This window comes from Arthrobacter sp. NA-172 (assembly GCF_043952055.1).
In the GTDB taxonomy this organism is placed as follows: domain Bacteria; phylum Actinomycetota; class Actinomycetes; order Actinomycetales; family Micrococcaceae; genus Arthrobacter.
Map to the genome: position 1 here is coordinate 1,918,792 of NZ_JBINOT010000001.1, position 13,529 is coordinate 1,932,320.

The 13,529-nt window shown below is 62.6% G+C and carries 11 protein-coding genes and 1 pseudogene; 7 read left to right on the forward strand and 5 right to left on the reverse strand.

Annotated elements, in window-relative coordinates:
- Nucleotides 1-22: 22 nt before the first annotated feature.
- The 4 genes from ACF0H6_RS09480 to ACF0H6_RS09495 all read right to left on the reverse strand — a co-directional run bounded on the left by ACF0H6_RS09480 (nt 23) and on the right by ACF0H6_RS09495 (nt 3,943).
- The gene (locus ACF0H6_RS09480) at nt 23-640 is read right to left on the reverse strand and encodes an ABC transporter ATP-binding protein (protein ID WP_395249377.1); all 618 of its coding nucleotides are present in this window, start codon (nt 638-640) and stop codon (nt 23-25) included.
- 42 nt (nt 641-682) lie between these two features.
- A complete protein-coding gene (locus ACF0H6_RS09485; RefSeq protein WP_395249378.1) occupies nt 683-2,182 on the reverse strand; it encodes a hypothetical protein in 1,500 nt (499 codons plus the stop codon).
- Nucleotides 2,183-2,357: 175 nt separating this feature from the next.
- Nucleotides 2,358-2,765: a hypothetical protein gene (locus tag ACF0H6_RS09490; RefSeq protein WP_395249379.1), complete on the reverse strand. Its 408-nt coding sequence runs from the start codon at nt 2,763-2,765 to the stop codon at nt 2,358-2,360.
- A 980-nt stretch (nt 2,766-3,745) separates the two neighbouring features.
- Nucleotides 3,746-3,943 carry a hypothetical protein gene (locus tag ACF0H6_RS09495; RefSeq protein WP_395249380.1) on the reverse strand — a complete coding sequence of 66 codons (198 nt, stop codon included), beginning with the start codon at nt 3,941-3,943 and terminating at the stop codon, nt 3,746-3,748.
- 473 nt (nt 3,944-4,416) lie between these two features.
- Between ACF0H6_RS09495 and ACF0H6_RS09500 the strand changes: the two genes are divergently transcribed.
- The 7 genes and pseudogenes from ACF0H6_RS09500 (at nt 4,417) to bcp (ending at nt 11,890) form a co-directional block, all read left to right on the forward strand.
- A complete protein-coding gene (locus ACF0H6_RS09500; RefSeq protein ID WP_395249381.1) occupies nt 4,417-5,220 on the forward strand; it encodes a hydroxypyruvate isomerase family protein in 804 nt (267 codons plus the stop codon).
- Between the two features lie 53 nt (nt 5,221-5,273).
- Nucleotides 5,274-6,152: a 2-hydroxy-3-oxopropionate reductase gene (locus ACF0H6_RS09505; RefSeq protein ID WP_395249382.1), complete on the forward strand. Its 879-nt coding sequence runs from the start codon at nt 5,274-5,276 to the stop codon at nt 6,150-6,152.
- 134 nt (nt 6,153-6,286) lie between these two features.
- Nucleotides 6,287-8,065 (forward strand): glyoxylate carboligase, encoded by a 1,779-nt coding sequence (gene gcl, locus ACF0H6_RS09510; RefSeq protein ID WP_395249383.1) that lies wholly within the window; start codon nt 6,287-6,289, stop codon nt 8,063-8,065.
- Nucleotides 8,066-8,096: 31 nt separating this feature from the next.
- Nucleotides 8,097-9,320 (forward strand): glycerate kinase, encoded by a 1,224-nt coding sequence (locus ACF0H6_RS09515; RefSeq protein WP_395249384.1) that lies wholly within the window; start codon nt 8,097-8,099, stop codon nt 9,318-9,320.
- Nucleotides 9,317-10,675 carry an allantoinase AllB gene (gene allB, locus ACF0H6_RS09520; RefSeq protein ID WP_395249923.1) on the forward strand — a complete coding sequence of 453 codons (1,359 nt, stop codon included), beginning with the start codon at nt 9,317-9,319 and terminating at the stop codon, nt 10,673-10,675. The genes ACF0H6_RS09515 and allB overlap by 4 nt, the downstream gene beginning before the upstream one ends.
- A 10-nt stretch (nt 10,676-10,685) precedes the next feature.
- Nucleotides 10,686-11,353: pseudogene (locus ACF0H6_RS09525) on the forward strand (winged helix-turn-helix domain-containing protein).
- Nucleotides 11,354-11,422: 69 nt separating this feature from the next.
- Complete coding sequence (gene bcp / locus ACF0H6_RS09530) at nt 11,423-11,890, forward strand: thioredoxin-dependent thiol peroxidase (RefSeq protein WP_395249385.1); 468 nt, start codon at nt 11,423-11,425, stop codon at nt 11,888-11,890.
- Here bcp and ACF0H6_RS09535 read toward each other — a convergent pair.
- Complete coding sequence (locus tag ACF0H6_RS09535) at nt 11,826-13,529, reverse strand: amidohydrolase (protein WP_395249386.1); 1,704 nt, start codon at nt 13,527-13,529, stop codon at nt 11,826-11,828. The two genes, bcp and ACF0H6_RS09535, sit on opposite strands and share 65 nt — an antisense overlap.

Consider the following 13,529-nt stretch of genomic DNA (forward strand, 5'->3'; position numbering starts at 1 on the left):
CACAGACCTCGCAGCAAAGACTCTATATCTGTTCAAGGAGCAACTCCTTCATAGGCAGCTGACGGTGAGCAACCTGCTGAAAGACTTCGTCATGGGAAGCGACCAGGACGCCGCACCCGCTGTCGGCGCCCCGTCGCATGGCGTCCAAGATGGCTTCAGTGTTTGTCGCGTCAAGACCCGAACTTGGTTCATCTGCCAGTAGCAGTGAAGGTTCGTTGATCAGTGCGCGGCAAAACGCGACTCTCTGCTGCTGCCCGCCTGAAAGCCTCTTCGCTTGCCGGTCAGCGACCGCTGCCAGGCCGAAGCGTTCCAACTGTTCCATAATCATTGCGCGTGTCATGGCCTGGCTGCCGGCAAGGAGAACATTTTCCAGCGCCGTAAGTTCGGGCAGTAGGTTGCTGCTCTGAAACACCATTCCAATTTCGTTCGAGCGGACGAGACTCGCCGTCCGCGACGACGCATTGGTTCTGTCGTCACCGTTAATCCACACTTTGCCGGCATCGGGGGTTGACAGAAGCCCGGAGATATTCAGAATCGTTGACTTCCCCGAACCTGACTCACCTCGCAGCCAAACGATTTCACCAGCCTCGACGGCGAGGCTGGCTTCCAGGAAGGACAGATTGTCGATTCCCGCGTTCATCCGAAAAAGACTTGGCGATGTTTTCAAGACTCAGCACCGAGGTCACTTGTTCACCCCGAAGTCGTAGGCGCCCGGGACCGCGATCATGGCGGCTGAAATCGAGAGGCTACACGGTGACGCCGTGCCCACTTCCATCCGATACAAAGACGGAAATTCTTTGCACCCCTTCAGAGTCCGGAGTTCCTCGGCGGCCTTGTCGAAGTCGTTTGACCCAAGTCCGGAGCGACTTGCGTTGGTCATGGCGGTCAACGCCCGAAAATAGTTCAGGCCATTTCCTTCGGGTGAACCGATGAGCTGCGGGAGAGCCGACTGGACACGCGGAAACATTGATCTCACGTCCTCGCTGTTTGAGAAATACATGGAGTTAGAGAGCGCCATCAGGGCGCCGGAGAGTCGGTCTTCGACCCCGGGGTCTGCATCAAACGCTTCGAGTCGCCCCAGCGTGGCACCCGGCTCGAGCTGCACCAGGACATCGACCAACTCGATGTATCCACCGAGATTCGCGAATGTCAGGGCGACCGGAAGAGCTGCCCGGCCCCGCTCGATGACCGAACTGTAGCTCCCCCAGGATGAAGATCCAGAACGCTTAAGCGCCACAAGCGCCTTCAGCTGAGTGATCAGATCGGTTTCGGCTGCCTTTAGCACCCTTTCCAGTTCGTCTCGGGTTCGCTCGCTTGCGACCTCTGGAAAACTCGTGTCGAGGAGTCTCGCGGCAAGATACGTCCCATGGACCGACCCTTTGGCGAGAGACGCTGAACGGATAAGTCCGGTCTTCTGGTCGACACGGGGTGCAATCCGGTCCCGGACAAGCCGCTTTGCCTCGGTCTGCGCGTCCAGCAATTCCAGGGAGCGCAGCATTGAGGCGATCAGCGCGTCATCATGCACCTGCCTTGAGTCCAGAAGCCCAACGATATGTTCTTTAGCATCGTTTGGAACCACGAGATCCTTTCTAAGAGTTGCTCTCGCTTCAAGAGCGGCTTGAAAGTCAAGGGTCGATTCATAGTCACCAGGGAGCTTTTTGGAATCCACGTTTTTCAACGCTCGTTCCAGGTCGCCGGGTTTCGGCTTTTGCAGAGCCGAATAGGAATCGAAGAGACGCCACGGAAGATAGGGTTTGTTCTTGATCAAGTTAACGTCAATTTCCCCAAGCCGCAGGAGCACTTCTTCCCCAAAGGACTTTCCAGCGTTCCCGGACCAGCCTTGCATCCTCCCGATATCGATCCAAAACCAGAGCGCGGCGATCTCGGCGCCTAGGTCCTGTTGCCTCGGAGGAATCGTGGAATTAGCCAATTTCGCATCCAATTCGTCAGGCAAAGTTGAGCCGGCAGCCTGAATCAACTTAAGCGCCGACCAGAGCGTCGGCAGGTCGGTCGCGGGCTGCTCTCGGAGTGCCTCGCGGACGGTCTTATTGGCGTTGTCTGCGGCCAGCAGGTAAGAACCAAGGTCCGCGGAGTACAACGCGGTGGTGTACAGGTCCCCACGCTCTTGGCCCTCCCCTTCGGGCATCCTTATGAGGCCGTTGATTCCCTGGAGCTTCTTCAAGTCTTCTTGTATGGCGGAAACATCGTTAGTCGGCGCGGAGGGACCGGCACTGCAGGCAGACAGCCAAAGCAAAGCTATGGTTAGCGCCGCCGATAGTTTGGCGTTTCGTGTGTGCTGCAACTTTCGAAGGCATGTGCTTGGGCTTCTTTTCACTACTGCAGTGCCGATCTCTTCGCTATACGCGTGCGGAAGCAGTGCGCAAATTGCCGTAGTAGAAACCAGTGGCCGCCACATCCGCACCTAGGTAGAATGCTCCCCAACCCATGCAGACGGTGCCGCTCAGATAGGATCCGCGGGCGCCGTTACTGTTGGTCCACTGAAGTGTCGCCGGATTGCTGGTTCCGGATCCCGATACATTGACACCCTTGATGCTGATGGACCCAACTCCGTACTGGTAGAACGATGTCGTGTTGCGGATCCAGTTGGGTGATACGTTCATCACCGCCGACGAGGAAAAACTCCCACAACCGCCATTTGAAACCGGCTGGATCCACATATTTGCCGTGATGGGCTGCCCGTTATCGAAATACGCGGTGCCCGACGCGCTAGTGGCCTGCGCTCCCGACGCTGCCCCAATTGCCATGAGTGCTGTCAGCGCTCCTGCCGCAATTGCCTTCCTTACATTCCTAACCATTTTCATTTGATTCCCTATTCTCAATTGCCGGTCGGCCTTGGAATTCCGACCGCATCTCTAGTCAGACATGAATATTGAACGCGTTCTCGACCTCGTGCCGATCGCATGGAACTAGCCCGGGAATGCGGCTCGCGAGTCGGCAAGAGCAAGTACGGGGGAGCCCGCTTTCGGACCCAGATCAGGCACTGCACAAACAGGACCACCTCCAGCGCCAGCGCGAGAACAAATAGCCTTCCCATCGCCGATGCCTAGGGACGACTGAAGGATTTGTCTTGGGTCGCGTCCGCATCGACGACGAGGGTCATGGTTCCAAGACAGATCGCGCCGATCGCCCAAAGCCATATCGGAAGCGACCCTGGAAAGCCAACGGTCGACGCTGCGATGAAAACGCCACTACCCATACCGCTGATGGCGAACAGACCAGCATCGCGCTTCGGACTTCGCTTTGTTGTGAGCACTAGGACCAGGGCAACCGCGCCAACAGCCAAGGAGGTCCACGCAAGCGGTGGTGTCTTCGGTTGGTGAAGGAGCCCGACAATGGTGCTGCCAGCGACGCACGCGAGCACCAAAACAGTGGCCGTCCTGCGGATAGTTGGTGAAAAGATCACTTTCGTACCCTTCTTGTGGGATGGGGGCCCGAGCGGCCGCCGCAATGGAGTCAGCTACGCGTGCCCATGTGACAGACCAGGGCGACATCGAGGTCGAGAGAAGCGCAAAGAAGGCAACAGAGACGAAGAGAGCGCCCCCAATCACGAGGACGAGGAGTCCACTGATCAACTTGTATCGATGCTCACCCGGAATCGCCCGTCAAGCTGCGTGAAGTTCGGGTGAGTAGGGGATCATTTCGATCCTGATTCCGCTCGCCAGTAACTCACCGGCAGTATCCGCCGGTATAGCGGAGGGCCGGAGAACCAATCGGGGCACGAGTGTCACTGCCCGTTTCTTTCGATCTTTGATGCTCTGGCTTCACGCACGAACTTCCAAAACGACATAAGAGAAGCCGCTACGAGGACTACTCCGGAAACGATGCTCCACGGTGGGTCGCCGCGAACGGCGGAACAGATGTATGCCGAGTAGAAGCCAAAAACGAGCGAAAGGAGAAGCCAAATGATCGAGTTGTGTTTCATGGTGAACTCCTCAGCCGGTGGATCCCGAAAACGGCCCCCGAGTTGCTGGGTTGACCGTCCTTGTGAAGGAGGCTAATGCCACAAAAGCCGTCTCAGTGTAGAAAAGTGGAAACTCAGTGCTGGGAGACCCGAATTTCAGTGTGGAATCGCCCAATCTCCGTGTGGTCGGTGGCGCGTCTCCGTGTAAATCGGGGGTGAGCACGTAGAGCGTGTCACCATCAGACCGCGATCCCGCCAGAGTGGCGTATCGGACTTCGTAGCCCACCCGGCCCCTTCGCAGCGCCGCTCAGCCCCACTTGGTATCTCAAACCCCCTCCCCTGCCGACCGCCCCCTTGACTCCCACCCCCTCCTTCCCTAAACTTTTCATAAAGCAGAATCTAAATTCCACACAGCGGAAACTGATTGAGGCGGGCCAGCCACTTCAGAGACCACTCGGAAGATAGATCAAAGCCCCTCCCCGGAAGGACCTACGATGACGTACACAGTGAATTGCTCCATCCTGCTGACGGAGCTGCCCCTGCTCGAGCGCCCCGCCGCCGCGAAGGCTGCCGGCTTTGACGCCGTCGAATTCTGGTGGCCTTTCGAGACTTCCGTCCCGTCGGACGCCCAGGTAAGCGAGTTCGAGAACGCCATCAAAGACGCTGGCGTGCAGCTCACCGGCCTGAACTTCAACGCCGGCAACATGCCGGGCGGCGATCGCGGCCTGGTCTCCTGGCCGGCCCGCTCCTCCGAGTTCCTCGACAACATCGACGTTGTCGCAGGCATCGGCGAGCGCCTCGGCTGCAAGGCGTTCAACGCCCTCTACGGCAACCGCGTGGACGGCGAATCGGCCGAGAAGCAGGATGCCATCGGCGCCGAAAACCTGGCCAGCGCCGCGCGAGGTGTCGCCCACATCGGCGGTACCGTCCTCCTGGAACCAGTCAGCGGCGCCCCCAAGTACCCCCTCCTCACGGCTGAAGATGCGCTGAAGGTGATCGCCCGAGTCAAGGCAGAGTCCGGCGTCGATAACGTCAAGCTCCTCGCCGACTTCTACCACCTGGCAGTCAACGGAGACGACGTCGAATCCGTCATCGAGAACCACGCCAAGGACTTCGGCCACATCCAGATCGCCGACAACCCCGGCCGCGGCGCTCCCGGAACCGGCGAGCTTCCCCTCGGCGAATGGATCGCCCGCAGCCGCGAACTCGGCTACAGCGGTTACATCGGCCTCGAATACAAGGAACCGCAGGAATCGGCCTTCAGCTGGGCCATCCGCCAGCGCGCTGCCAGCCACTAGCCCCAGCCAACTAGCCCACCCGCGCTAAAACAAAGACTTCAGTAAGGAAAATCATGAGCAACGTTGCAGTTATCGGACTCGGAATCATGGGCCTCCCCATGGCCATCAACCTGGTTAAGGCCGGCCACACTGTCACCGGTTTCAACCGCAGCCAGGACAAGATCGACAAGCTCGTCTCCGAAGGCGGCAAGGGTGCCACCAGCATCGCCGACGCCGTCAAAGACGCCGACGTCGTCATCACCATGGTGCCGGACTCCCCCGACGTCGAAGGCGTAGTCAGCGGACCGGACGGTGTCTTCGCCAACGCGAAGAAGGGCACCCTCTGGATCGACGCGAGCAGCATCCGCCCGGACGTCGCCAAGCGCCTCTCGGACGAAGCAACCGCAGCAGGCATCCGTCCTCTCGACGCCCCGGTATCCGGCGGCGAGCAAGGCGCCATCGACGCCGTCCTCTCCATCATGGTCGGCGGCGAGAAGGCCGATTTCGAGGCAGCACAGGACGTCCTCAACGCGGTCGGTAAGACGATCGTCCACGTCGGCCCCTCCGGCTCGGGCCAGACCGTCAAGGCAGCCAACCAGCTGATCGTGGCAGTCAACATTGAGGTCCTTGGCGAGGCAATCGCCTTCCTTGAGGCCTACGGCGTGGACACCGACGCAGCCCTCAAGGTTCTCGGCGGCGGCTTGGCCGGCTCGAAGGTCCTCGAACAGAAGGGCCAGAAGATGCTCGACCGCAACTTCGACCCCGGATTCCGCCTCGCCCTTCACCACAAGGACCTCGGCATCGTCACCTCGGCCGCCCGCGAAGCCAACGTCGCAGTCCCGCTCGGCGCAGTCGTCGCACAGCTCGTCGCCGCCACTGTCAACCAGGGCGACGGCGGACTCGACCACTCGGGACTCTTCAAGCAGGTCCTCCAGCTCAGCGGCCGAAAGTAAGCAGCTAACAGCTAAGCCACCCCGCACTCGAGAGTTTGTGTACACGTAACGCCCGGAAACACCCCGTATGAGGGCGTTATCTGTACACAAACTCGCTTCAGCACACCCAAAAACAGACTTTCAAGGAGCACACCATGACGAAGATGCGCACTGTAGACGCAGCCGTCGCCATTCTGGAAAAGGAAGGCGCCACCGAGGCGTTCGGCCTGCCAGGCGCGGCAATCAACCCCTTCTACTCGGCCATGCGGGCCCACGGCGGCATCCGCCACACCCTGGCCCGCCACGTTGAAGGCGCCAGCCACATGGCTGACGGTTACAGCCGTGCGGCCGACGGCAACATCGGTATCTGTATCGGCACCTCGGGCCCTGCCGGCACCGACATGATCACCGGCCTCTACGCAGCCTGGGCGGACTCCATCCCCATGCTCTGCATCACCGGCCAGGCCCCCGTTGCCAAGCTGCACAAGGAAGACTTCCAGGCCGTGGACATCGAATCCATCGCCAAGCCGGTCACCAAGATGGCCATGACCATCCTGGAACCGGGTCAGGTCCCGGGTGCCTTCCAGAAGGCCTTCCAGCTGATGCGCTCCGGCCGTCCGGGACCGGTCCTGCTGGACCTGCCGTTCGACGTGCAGATGGCTGAGATCGAATTCGACATCGACGCTTACGAGCCCATCGCCGTCGAGAAGCCGAAGGCCAGCCGCAAGCAGCTGGAAAAGGCGCTGGACATGCTCACCGCAGCCGAGCGCCCGCTGATCGTTGCCGGTGGCGGCATCATCAACGCCGGCGCTTCCGCGCAGCTGGTTGAACTGGCTGAACTGCTGAACGTTCCGGTCATCCCCACCCTGATGGGCTGGGGAACCATCCCGGATGACCACGAGCTGATGGCGGGCATGGTGGGCCTGCAGACCTCGCACCGCTACGGCAACGAGACCATGCTGGCCTCGGACTTCGTGATCGGCATCGGCAACCGCTGGGCCAACCGCCACACCGGTGGTCTGGACACCTACACGGCCGGCCGCAAGTTCGTGCATATCGACATCGAGCCCACGCAGATCGGTCGCGTGTTCTCGCCGGACTTCGGCATCGCGTCCGACGCCGGTGCGGCGCTGGACGGGCTGATCGAGCTGGCACGCGAGCGCCAGGCAGCCAAGTCCCTGCCGGACTACTCCGCTTGGGTTGCCGAGTGCACCGCACGCAAGGGTTCCCTGCAGCGCAAGACCCACTTCGAGAACGTGCCGATCAAGCCGCAGCGCGTGTACGAAGAGATGAACAAGTCCTTCGGCAAGGACACCACCTATGTGTCCACCATCGGCCTGTCGCAGATCGCCGGCGCGCAGTTGCTGCACGTCTTCGGCCCGCGCAAGTGGATCAACGCCGGCCAGGCGGGCCCGCTGGGCTGGACCGCCCCGGCCGCCCTCGGCGTCGTTCGCGGCAAGCCCGATGAGACAGTTGTTGCCCTGTCCGGTGACTACGACTTCCAGTTCATGATCGAAGAGCTGGCCGTGGGCGCACAGTTCAACCTGCCGTACATCCACGTGGTGGTGAACAACTCGTACCTGGGCCTGATCCGCCAGTCGCAGCGCGGCTTCAACATGGAACAGAACGTGTCCCTGGCGTTCGAGAACATCAACTCCCCGGAAACAAAGGGCTACGGCGTTGACCACGTCAAGGTCACCGAGGGCTTGGGCTGCAAGGCCATCCGCGTGGAAAACCCGTCCGATCTGCCCGCCGCGTTCGACAAGGCCAAGGCACTCATGGACGAGTTCAAGGTTCCCGTAGTGGTTGAAGTGATCTTGGAAAAGGTCACCAACATCTCCATGGGCGTTGAAATCAACGGAGTGAACGAATTCGAAGAACTGGCCGAGCGCGGCGAGGACGCCCCCACGGCGATCATCGCCCTGCTGGACTAGTCCTCAACAAGAAACGAAAAGGAGGTACGGAATGCGTGTGGTCATAGCCCCGGACAAGTTCAAGGGATCGCTGTCGGCTCCTGAGGTCGCCAGCCGCTTGAGCGCGGGACTGAAAGCCGGCTTCGCGGCCGGCCGCCCCGGCGAGGGCTTTGAGACCACGCTCATTCCAGTGGCCGACGGCGGCGAAGGGACTCTCGACGCCGCCGTCGGCTCCGGCTTCACCCGCCGGACCGCCACGGTCACCGGACCTACTGGCCAACCGGTCAAGGCCGATTTTGCCGTCCGCGGCGAGGAAGCCGTCATTGAAATGGCTGCGGCCTCCGGACTCGCGGTACTGCCAGGCTTTGGCGACGGCAGCGCCCCGAACACCGAAACGGCCAAGAGCTCCACAAGCCTGGGCACCGGCGAACTCATCCGCGCCGCCCTGGACCTCGGCTGCCGGCACATCATCCTCGGCGTCGGCGGCAGCGCCAACACCGACGGTGGCGCCGGCGTCCTGCAGGGCCTGGGCGCGGTCCTCCTCGACGCCGACGGCCGGGAACTCCCCGGCGGCGGCGCAGCACTGGCCCGGCTGGACCGGATCGACTTCTCCGGTTTCGACGTGCGTTTGGAGGCCACCGAATTTGTCCTGGCGTCCGACGTCGACAATCCCCTTCTGGGCCGCACCGGCGCCGCCGCGATCTTCGGGCCGCAGAAGGGCTCGACGCCGGACGACGTCGCCTCGCTCGACGCGGCGCTGGCCCACTTCGTGCAGGTCCTTGCAGAGGAGCTTGGCCCCGAAGCCCGGGACGCCGCACAGGCTCCGGGCGCTGGCGCGGCCGGAGGCGTCGGCTACATCGCCATCGCGGCACTGAACGCGGCACGCAGGCCGGGCATCGACGTTGTACTCGAATTCACTGAACTGGAGCAACGGCTGGCCGGCGCGGACCTGGTGATTACCGGCGAAGGCAGCCTCGACGAGCAGAGCCTGCTGGGCAAAACGCCCATGGGCGTGGCGCGGGCGGCAGCGCGTTCGGGGATCCCTGTTATTGCGGTCTGCGGCCGCAGTACGCTGAGCCCGGAGCAACTGACTGAGTCCGGTTTCGAGTCGGTCCACGCGTTGACCGAGCTGGAAGCCAATGTAGAGAAATGTATAGCTGAAGCAGGGCCGCTGCTTGAAGAATTAGCTAAGCACATCGGCGTGCGCCTTTCTGAAAAAGCGGCACTCACCCAAGACGCGGCGCAAACCGAGACCAAGGAGCACCTCAATGTCTGAAGAAACCACCACGGCACACGGCCCGTTTCGACCTGGTCATCCGCGGCCAGCGCATCCTCACCACCGCCGGCATCACTGCCCGCGAAGTTGGCGTTCGGAACGGCGTGATTGTCGCCATCGAACCGCTCGGCAACGGCTTGCAAGGCACCGAGGTCATTGAGCTCGCCGACGATGAAACCCTCATCCCAGGTCTCGTGGACACCCACGTTCACGTCAACGAGCCCGGCCGCACCGAGTGGGAAGGCTTTGCCTCCGCCACCCGTGCTGCCGCAGCCGGCGGCGTCACCACCATCATCGACATGCCCCTGAACTCCATCCCGCCCACCACCAACGTGGACGGCCTCAAGCTCAAGCGCGAAGTGGCCGAGGACCAGGCATTCGTGGACGTCGGATTCTGGGGCGGCGCCATCCCGGGCAACAAAAAGGACCTCCGCCCGCTGCACGACGAGGGCGTCTTCGGGTTCAAGTGCTTCCTGCTCCACTCCGGCGTGGACGAATTCCCCCACCTGGAAGCGGACGAGATGGAAGAGGACATGGCCGAGCTCAAGTCCTTCGACTCGCTCATGATCGTCCACGCAGAGGACTCCCACGCGATCGACCACGCACCCCACCCCGGCGGCGCACACTACTCCACGTTCCTCGCCTCCCGCCCCCGCGGCGCCGAGAACAAAGCCATCGCCGAGGTCATCGAACGCGCCCGCTGGACCGGCGCGCGTGCGCACATCCTGCACCTCTCGTCGTCGGACGCGCTGCCCATGATCGCCTCGGCAAAGCGCGACGGCGTGCACCTCACCGTAGAGACGTGCCCGCACTACCTGACGCTCATGGCCGAGGAAATCCCCGACGGTGCGACGGCCTACAAGTGCTGCCCTCCCATCCGCGAAGCCTCCAACCGCGAGCTCCTGTGGAAGGGCCTGCAGGACGGCACCATCGACTGCATCGTCTCGGACCACTCCCCCTCCACACTCGACCTGAAGGATCTGGAAAACGGCGACTTTGCCGTGGCCTGGGGCGGCGTTTCTTCGCTGCAGCTGGGACTTTCGCTGATCTGGACCGAGGCCCGCCACCGCGGAATCTCTCTGGAACAAGTGGTGTCCTGGATGTCCGAGAAGCCCGCTGACCTGGCCCGCCTGCATAACAAGGGGCAGCTGGCGCTAGGTTACGACGCCGATTTCTCGATCTTCGCACCGGACGATGCGTTCGTCGTTGACGTCACCAAACTCAAGCACAAGAACCCGATCACGCCGTACGACGGCAAGGCGCTTTCCGGCGTCGTACGCAAAACGTACCTGCGCGGCAACGAGATCGACGGCCGGACCCCCAGCGGCAAGCTGATTCGCCGCGGCGGCGTGTAGGGCTTCAGCCATGGCTGTCAACGTCCATGCCCCGTACGGGAATCTTCCCGCACGGCTCAACGCCTCGCGGCACCAGCCTGCCGCCCGGCCCGGCCTGCATCCGCGCGGTCTGGCCGTGTGGGTGCAGCCCGGCGAAGGCCGGGAGATCGACCCCGAGATTTGGGCCCGGGCCGCCGAAGCGGTCCTGGCGCGAGCCCGCAAACTTGCTCCGGGGGCGGAAGTCCTCCTTTGGCCTGCTGCCGGAGCTGCAACTTCAGGCGCTTCTTCCGGCCCTGATATTTCTGGTTCCGATGATCCCGACGCCGGAAGCCGCCCCGCTGCTGCCAAGCCGCCTGTCCCTCTGGCCGGCCGGCGCAGCAGCGTAGCAGTGGACCCTGGCCGCCGACACCGTCCTCCTGGACGGTGTCGCGGTCAGCTTCACAGCGATGGAGCACAGCCTCCTGCGCTACCTCGTTGAAAACCTGTCCCGCCCCATCTCACGTGAAGAATTGCAACGCTTTTTGGAGTCACTTGACTGCCCCGGCGCGGCGTTCCGGTCGATCGACGTGTATGTTGGACGCGTCCGGCGCAAGCTGGGCTCCGCCCGCCATGTCATCGCCACAGTGCGTGGAGGCGGGTACCAATTCGTGCCCGGACCAGGCCTCCACAGTCCGCGGACCCGCGGAATACTGCATCTAAGCAGTCCGTTACACCTATAGATTGATCGCCGGCCACGGCGGTTGCCCGACACAAGTCAAGGATCGCAACATGACCCAGAAACTCCTCGCCGGAACCCAGGCCCCCGATTTCGCTCTGCTTAACTCCGAAGGACAGAAGGTTTCCCTGTCCGATTACCGCGGACGCAACGTCATCGTGTACTTCTACCCAGAAGCTGCCACCCCCGGCTGCACCACCGAAGCCTGCGACTTCCGCGACAGCCTCGCAAGCCTCCAGGGCTCCGGCTACGAAGTCCTGGGCATCTCCCCGGACGCCCCGGAAAAGATCGCACGCTTCGCCGGCGACTTCTCCCTGACCTTCCCGCTCCTCTCCGACGAAGACCACGCGGTCGCCCTGGCCTATGGTGCCTGGGGCGAGAAGCTGGTGGACGGCGAAGTGGTGGACGGCCTGGTCCGCTCCACGGTGGTGCTCGACGGCGAAGGCAAAGTCATCCTCACCCAGTACCAGGTGAAAGCCCAGGGCCACGTAGCAGCCCTGAAGACCGAACTCGGGCTCTAGGAGCCAAGCTGCCGCCGGCGGTGTTCCATGACTCTTCGGAGACAGGGATCCACCACTCCCGGGACTTACCTTGGCCGATGTATTCAGGCCAGCGGAAATCCGTCGGCGCGCTGAAATCGGCGGGAAGCAGCGCCGCCAGGGAACCGCGGCGGCGCTTCTCGGCGTCGAACTCTGCCTTGGCCTCCGCCAGCACGTCTGGGGAGGTCAGCAAGTCAAGCACCATGCCGGCAATCATCTTGCCTGTCGCCGTGATGGTGGGGTCGATCGTCTCGGGAATTCCGCCGAGCGCGGTCATAGCCCAGCCGGGGTACGCAGCCCCGTTGGGATCCGGCGCCAACGTGGGCCGCGCTGTGTAGAAGCGGATGGTGGGCGCGTACCAGGTCATCTCCACATAGTCGTCGCTGGTCCAGTTCTGTTGAGTTGCCGGGATGTGCCGGCGCAGTTCTGCTTCGGCGTCCTGCGGGGTGATGAGCCCGGCCGTTGCCGGGTGGAACGGATTCTCCATGGGCTCCACCCCGCACGACGCCTGGATTTCGCGTCCGATCTCACGTGCCCGCTCATCCAAAACCGGCGCTCCAACAGCGGCGATGTTCTCCCAGGCCACCTGCGCGACGGTATGGTTCGCGATGCCCGGCCGGTTGCGCGCCACCCAACGCGAGCTGACGCTGCAGTGCGAAGCCGCCGCGGCGAGTTCGGCGTTGCGATCCAGTACCGCAAGCACGGAATCAGCTTCGGCGAGACTCGGACAGCGCCAGGAATACTGGATTTGGGCCAATCCCGCGGGTTGGTTGTCCGCCGTCGCCTGCCCGGCGGTGAGGATCGCCTCGGACAATGACCAGCCGCCCGCCTGCGGGAGCATGGAATCCTGCGTGGTCTTGGTCAGCGAAAACATGGTGAACAGCGCGGCATCCGCTCCGGGCGCCCGGGCGGCAGAGTGCGACGACGGGATGGGACTGTCGCCGTAGGTGTTGTTCCAGCCCTCCGGACTGTCGCAAGTGAAGGTGTAGATCTTGCTGTAGTACGAACCGCAGTGAGTGTCCCACCGAGCGGTGTTGCACAGCGGCATCATGTAGAAGGGGTGGTACGAGATGATCGCGTCCAGATTGTCGTAGTAGCCCCGAAGACCGTGGACAACTTTGGATCCCTGGACTTTTTCGGCTGGCTCGCCGGTGTAGACCAAGGTGCCCGGTATGTTGTGCCGCTCCATGGCATCTTTTGCAGCGAGGAAGCCTGCGAGCGTCGAGATACCAAGAGCTGAATGCGGATCCGTGTGGCCCGGCGCGAAACGTGACATGCCGGTACGGGGTTCCCGCTTGGTGGATGCCGCCTGGCAATTACCCGGGATGGCATCGAATTCGGCGTAGCCGAGGATCCGCGCGCCGGGACCGGCGGGACTTGTCCATTCGGCGGCGAAGGCAGTGGGCATGCCCCCGCTGCCTTCCTCCACGGTGAAGCCATGTTCTCGCAGCGTTCTGACGTACCAGGCGCAGGACTCATACTCGCGCCACGCAGGTTCGGCCAGTTCCCAAATATTCGTGTGCCAGGCAGAAAGCTGCTCCTTCTGCTGCTCCACCCAGTCCCATGCCGTGGCCTTCAGCTCGGCGTTCTTGACTGCGGTTGACTTCACTGTCGCGCTCAT

What these genes read in the sequence shown, in the direction of transcription:
- bcp (WP_395249385.1), top strand. Translation starts at nt 11,423, where the DNA reads ATGACCCAGAAACTCCTCGCCGGAACCCAGGCCCCCGATTTCGCTCTG.
- ACF0H6_RS09535 (WP_395249386.1), bottom strand. Translation starts at nt 13,529, where the DNA reads ATGAGCGCGACAGTGAAGTCAACCGCAGTCAAGAACGCCGAGCTGAAG.
- ACF0H6_RS09495 (WP_395249380.1), bottom strand. Translation starts at nt 3,943, where the DNA reads ATGAAACACAACTCGATCATTTGGCTTCTCCTTTCGCTCGTTTTTGGC.
- ACF0H6_RS09500 (WP_395249381.1), top strand. Translation starts at nt 4,417, where the DNA reads ATGACGTACACAGTGAATTGCTCCATCCTGCTGACGGAGCTGCCCCTG.
- ACF0H6_RS09515 (WP_395249384.1), top strand. Translation starts at nt 8,097, where the DNA reads ATGCGTGTGGTCATAGCCCCGGACAAGTTCAAGGGATCGCTGTCGGCT.
- ACF0H6_RS09480 (WP_395249377.1), bottom strand. Translation starts at nt 640, where the DNA reads ATGAACGCGGGAATCGACAATCTGTCCTTCCTGGAAGCCAGCCTCGCC.
- gcl (WP_395249383.1), top strand. Translation starts at nt 6,287, where the DNA reads ATGACGAAGATGCGCACTGTAGACGCAGCCGTCGCCATTCTGGAAAAG.
- ACF0H6_RS09490 (WP_395249379.1), bottom strand. Translation starts at nt 2,765, where the DNA reads ATGGCAATTGGGGCAGCGTCGGGAGCGCAGGCCACTAGCGCGTCGGGC.
- ACF0H6_RS09505 (WP_395249382.1), top strand. Translation starts at nt 5,274, where the DNA reads ATGAGCAACGTTGCAGTTATCGGACTCGGAATCATGGGCCTCCCCATG.